The organism is Candidatus Ruminimicrobium bovinum (genome assembly GCF_902760015.1).
In the GTDB taxonomy this organism is placed as follows: Bacteria; Elusimicrobiota; Endomicrobiia; order Endomicrobiales; family Endomicrobiaceae; genus Ruminimicrobium; species Ruminimicrobium bovinum.
Genome location: NZ_CACWEU010000136.1, coordinates 1 through 5,354, shown reverse-complemented (window position 1 = coordinate 5,354; position 5,354 = coordinate 1). Strand labels below are relative to the sequence as shown.

Annotated in this window: 4 protein-coding genes and 1 pseudogene; all 5 read right to left on the bottom strand. The window is 23.5% G+C overall.

All coding sequences use genetic code 11. The features are described 5' to 3' along the window. Positions 1 to 148, bottom strand: a pseudogene (locus tag ACMUOV_RS04860) (type I glutamate--ammonia ligase); the annotation flags it as partial. A 298-nt stretch (positions 149 to 446) separates the two neighbouring features. Continuing rightward, complete coding sequence (gene rmuC, locus ACMUOV_RS04855; RefSeq protein ID WP_413853982.1) at positions 447 to 1,925, bottom strand: DNA recombination protein RmuC; 1,479 nt, start codon at positions 1,923 to 1,925, stop codon at positions 447 to 449. A 33-nt stretch (positions 1,926 to 1,958) separates the two neighbouring features. Next, positions 1,959 to 2,657 (bottom strand): hypothetical protein, encoded by a 699-nt coding sequence (locus ACMUOV_RS04850; protein ID WP_413853981.1) that lies wholly within the window; start codon positions 2,655 to 2,657, stop codon positions 1,959 to 1,961. Continuing rightward, positions 2,654 to 3,664 (bottom strand): double zinc ribbon domain-containing protein, encoded by a 1,011-nt coding sequence (locus ACMUOV_RS04845; protein ID WP_413853980.1) that lies wholly within the window; start codon positions 3,662 to 3,664, stop codon positions 2,654 to 2,656. Before ACMUOV_RS04845 ends, ACMUOV_RS04850 begins: the two co-directional genes overlap by 4 nt. Positions 3,665 to 3,855: 191 nt before the next feature. Further along, positions 3,856 to 5,354 (bottom strand): AAA family ATPase (locus ACMUOV_RS04840; protein WP_413853979.1); only part of this gene is annotated, 1,499 nt, incomplete at its 5' end.

Sequence of the window (5,354 nt, the reverse complement as noted above, 5' to 3'; positions counted from 1 at the left end):
GCATACATTTATTGTCTAAAGCTTTTTCTATTTGGCTTGCAGTTATTGCAACATTTTTTAATTGACCGAAAATATCGGTAAACTGTAATCTGATAAACTGAACATCCTGCTCCTTAACAATTTTGATAATGTCTTGTTTTGTATACATTGTTACTTCCTCCTGTTATTTATTTTTTTTAATTATTTTTAATAAAAAAAAGCTAAAAAGATTTTTAATCTCTTTAGCACCTTTGCTAAATACTTATTTATCTATTTAAATTTACTTAATAAAAAAGGTGCTTAAAGATTTAACTACAATCCTTAAGCACCTTTGCTTAAACCTTTTATTAACTTGTTGGCATAATTGTATAACAAAAAATTTTTTTTGTCAAATTTTTTATAAAACTATCTATCTAAATTCTATATCTGATAGTTTTACCTCAATATATTTATCAATATTGTTACATTTAAGACAATGATTCGTTGTTGTTAGAATCTTCAATTGCTTTTTCAATATTTATTTCTTTTATCTTATTAATATCTAATTTATTATGACTAGAATCAATACCATAAGAAGATAAATCATTAACCAATTTTTCTAAACCTCTACTACCTTTTACTGTATTTGAAAATTTATTAAAATTTGTATTAAGTGTAATAATATTAGAACTTACTGTTGCCATATTATCAATAAAACTAAATATTCTTGTTTTTAAATTTTTGGCTATAGATATTATTTTTTCATGATTTTCTATTTGTCTTTGAACATCCCACAATTTTTCAATAATTCTTATAGTATGTATTAATGATGTAGCTGATACAATTGCTACATCTTTTTTCCAAGCATCATCTGTTAATGTAGGTTTATATCTTAAAGCTGAAATATAAGCTTCTTCTGGATAGATGAACATAAATGTGAAATCAGGACTAATTGTCTTAGCATTTTCGATAAATTTCTCAGTATACTTTTTAGAAGACAAATCTTTTATAAATGTTTTTATAACTTCTATATGCTCATCTAAAAATTTATTTTTTTCTTCATCTGTTTTAGCATTACAATAATTCATATATGCAGATAAAGGAACTTTTGAATCTATTACTATCCATTTATTACCGGGTAATAAAATCTGAAAATCGGGTCTTTTACTATCTTTTTGTTTTTGAAAGAAATAGTTAACGCCCTCTTGTAAATTTGAATTTTCTAATATTGTCTGCAAAATTGTTTCACCAAAATCACCTTTGGCTTTTGAATCTGTTTTGAACATATCAATAAGGCTTGAAGTTTGTTCTTTTAACTGATTCCCTTGATTAATAACATTTTTAAGTTCATTTTCCAAAGCCCCTCTTGTTTGACTAAATTCCTTTGTTTGTGTTTGAATTGTAGTTTCAAATGATTTTATATTTTTTTCAAAAGGTTCAACTACATTTTTTAATTCTTTTTTATTTGTATCGGTTAGTTCCTCTTTTGTATTTTTCAATATACCTGTTGCAACTTGTTCAAATACAGTTTTAGAATTTAAAATCAAATCTTTTTGTATTTGTTCAAGTTGTATTTTTTCCTTTTCTAAATGTTCTTTATCTTTTTCAAATGCTGTTATTTTTTTGTATAATTCAGATAACTTTTCTTGATTGTTTTTAATTTGTTTTTCCAGTTCTTCTATTTTTAAATCCTTTTCTTTTAGTGTTTCTTTTTGTTGTTCATATTTTCCTAAATCCATCTTATAAATTTTAATTTGTTTATCAAGATCATCTATTTTCAAATCTTTTTCTTTTAATATCTCTTTTTGTTGTTCATATATTTCTTTATGCTGTTCATATTTTCCTAAATCTATTAAAAAATTTTCTTTCTCTTTTATATAATTCTTGCTGTTTAGTTGTTCTCCTTTAAACTTTAAATAATAATGTATAGCAATACCTAGTGTACAAACAAATAAAAAAACAAACACCCAAAGCATAATGTTTTCCTCTTTACAATATTTTTATTCCATTGCTTTATAATTAACAATAACTTCACCATTACTTGCTAAAAAATTTATTAAAATTGAAATAACATCATAATAATCCCTTTCTTTATATTTTTCAATTAAATTACTACGATAAACTTTATCATCAAAATTATTACAACAAAAATCACTTAACACACTTGTTACTTCTTTTTCATAATCTTGTTTTAAAATTTCGCTATTAATATTATCTTCATATTTTTGTAACAATATCATAACGACTATCATATTTTCCAGTAATTTATTACTATTAGACAAAAAATCTTTTTTTGTCGGAATAAAATATTCTATCTGTTCAAAAATATCTTTATCTATTTTTATATCTTTATATATTTTCTCTTTTATATCCTTACCAAAATTAGAATTCCTAATTAAAAATATAAAAGAAAACATAAATTGTTTATACAAATTTTTTATTGATATTTCTCCATTTTTATCTTGAATTATCATATGTTTTAGTGTTAATATTAAGATAGGTAATATAAATTCTATATTTGCTAATGATATTTTCAAATTAGTTATATCATCTATTTTTTTTAGAGATTCAAATTCGAACCTATCTCTATAATTAAAATCATCTCCATTCAATTGATTAGATAAATCTAATTTTGTTTCACATTGTGAACAAAATTTACTATTATTTTTTATCTCTTCTTTACAAATTGGACATTTCATATTTTTACCCCTAATTCTTCAAGTTTTTTTAGTCTATTTATTGCATCTGGATTTCCTTGTTCTGCTGATTTTTTATATAATTCGTATGCTTTAAGATAACTTTTTTCTGTTCCTATACCATTTTCATAACAATATCCCAAATGATATTGCCCATCTGAATCACCTTGTTCTGCTGATTTTGTATACCAATAAATAGCTTTCCTATAATTTTTATACTCTTCGTCTAATCCTATACCATCTTGATACATTTCTCCTAAAAGACACTGTCCATAAGGATTTCCTTGTTCTGCTGATTTTGTATACCATTCAAAAGCCAAATATTCATTTCGTTTACATCCAGTTCCACAATAATAACGAGCACCTACTATCCACTGTGCAGAAGAACTTCCTTGCTTAGCGGCTTTTAAATAATATTCAAAAGCTTTGCTTTCATCTTTTTCAACAATTCCTCCAAGAGAATATATATCTCCTAATCGTTCTTGGGCAAAAGGATTTCCTTGTTCTGCTGATTTTGTATACCATTCAAAAGCTTTTCTTATATCCTTTCCTTTTTCATTATTTTTATTATCTCCATACCAATAGCAATCTGCTAAATCTAATTGAGCATAAGAATCACCTTGTTCTGCTAAATCTTTATATATCATAAAAGCCTTTTGATAATCTCTTTCTACACCTAAACCATATAGATATAATCTAGCTACAAAATATTTAGCATCATTATGCCCCTTATTAGCTGATATGGATAAGTATTCAAATGCCTTTTCATAGTCTTTTTCTTTCTCAGCATCCATTCCAAGTTCATATTCTATTTCTCCATTATCATTTTCAATATCATCATCAAGTTCCAAATTATTATCTGTTAATCTATATCCACAATTAGAACAAAATTTAGCACCTTGTTTTATACTACTTTTACATTCTGGACAATACAATTTCACTTTTGTCCCACAATTAGAACAAAATTTAGCATTCTCTTCTAATTCTCCATTGCAATTTAAACATTTCATAAATTACTCCTAAAATATATTATTTAAAACTTTTTTATTAAAAATATTACTTTTTAGGCAACTTTTATTTTTGTTTTTTTATATAAAAATAGTATCAAATTTCTTTTGTCGTCGTAGACTCCAAAAGTATTCAATATTCAGTTGTAAATACAAACTAATTAACTATTAAGCTATAAAAAACTTTAGATTTTTTATTCTTTCATTTTATCAAAATGTAATTTATCTTGAATTTCTATTATTTTCATTAAATATTTTGATGCTTGGTGTATCTCTTGCGGATTTAGTGATTCATTTATAGAATGAGATAAAATATTACATACTTTTAACAATTTCCCAAGTTCAATTTTATCATTAAAATCAGATATTTGAAAATCATTAGCTAATCGATCAATCTTACTTTCTGTTAAATTAAAATGAACTCCTGTCTTAAAAGCATACCATTCTTCAAAAATCCTTCTCATAACATTAGGATAATGAAATATTTCACAATTATTATAATCTCCAATGCTTTTTTTAGAAAACTCATAAATTTCTTTAAACAAATATTTATAAGGCTTAATATTATTATTCAATTTTTCCAGATAACTTTCTCCATTTTTTTTCTTTACTTCTATCAAAATATTTTTTTGTTCATCTTTTTCTTTACCATAACTTATATTACAAAAATCATTCCAACTATGTGTCAATATAAAAACTTGTTGATCAGATAGTTTTAGTATTATTCTCATTATTTCTAAAATATAAAACTTATTTGAATCATCTAAACTTGATATGGGGTCATCTATCACAATTAATTCTATTTCATTTTTTATGTTTTGTTGTTTATTATCATCAAATAATTCATAATAAAAAAATAATATTACTAATAAATTTTTTTCTCCTTCACTTATATCTTTTATTTTGAGATTAATATTTTCATTTGTGCTTTTTATGATATAGTCATTATTATTTGTATCTAATTCAATTTTTAAATTAATATTCATATCTTGTAAAACTTGTGTGACAAAATTAGCAAAGTCGCCTGTTGGAGATTTTGTTTTTTTAAGATCTATAATCTTGTTTCTTTTTTCTTTGTTAAATTCTATTTTTAAATCTAAATTTTTCTGCTTTTCATCAATCTTTTTAATATTGGATGAAATCAAAGGATTTTTTTTGATTTCTAAATATATCGCACCTTTTACTAGCGTATCTAATTTATTTTGTTGCTCATATAATTCTTTTAACTTTTTCTTTTTTATATCAATAATTTCTTGCACATTCTGTTGTACAACAAGTACGGAAGTATTTAGTTTTTTAAAAACAGGAATGATATCTTTATTTAAATTTTGTAAAGATACTAAAAAATTCTCTATTTCTTTTCTGATATTTCTAATATTATCAAAAATTTTTTCAATATCGTTATTTTCTAACGACAAAGAATATATTTGTTTATTTAAATATATTTCGTCTATTTCTTTTTTTGAATTTTCTAATTGTTCTTGCAAATTTCTAAATAATTCTTCAGCTTTATGTTTTTTATTCTCTGAATATTGTTTAATTCTTTCTTTAATACTTTGATATTTTAATTCTCCACCACAAAATTTACACTTATCACCATCTTTATGTATATGCACACCTTCTTGTAACCATTTAATTATTTCATAACTTGGAATTTCAATATCTTTTTTTAATATATTTTCAAAAGCTTCAG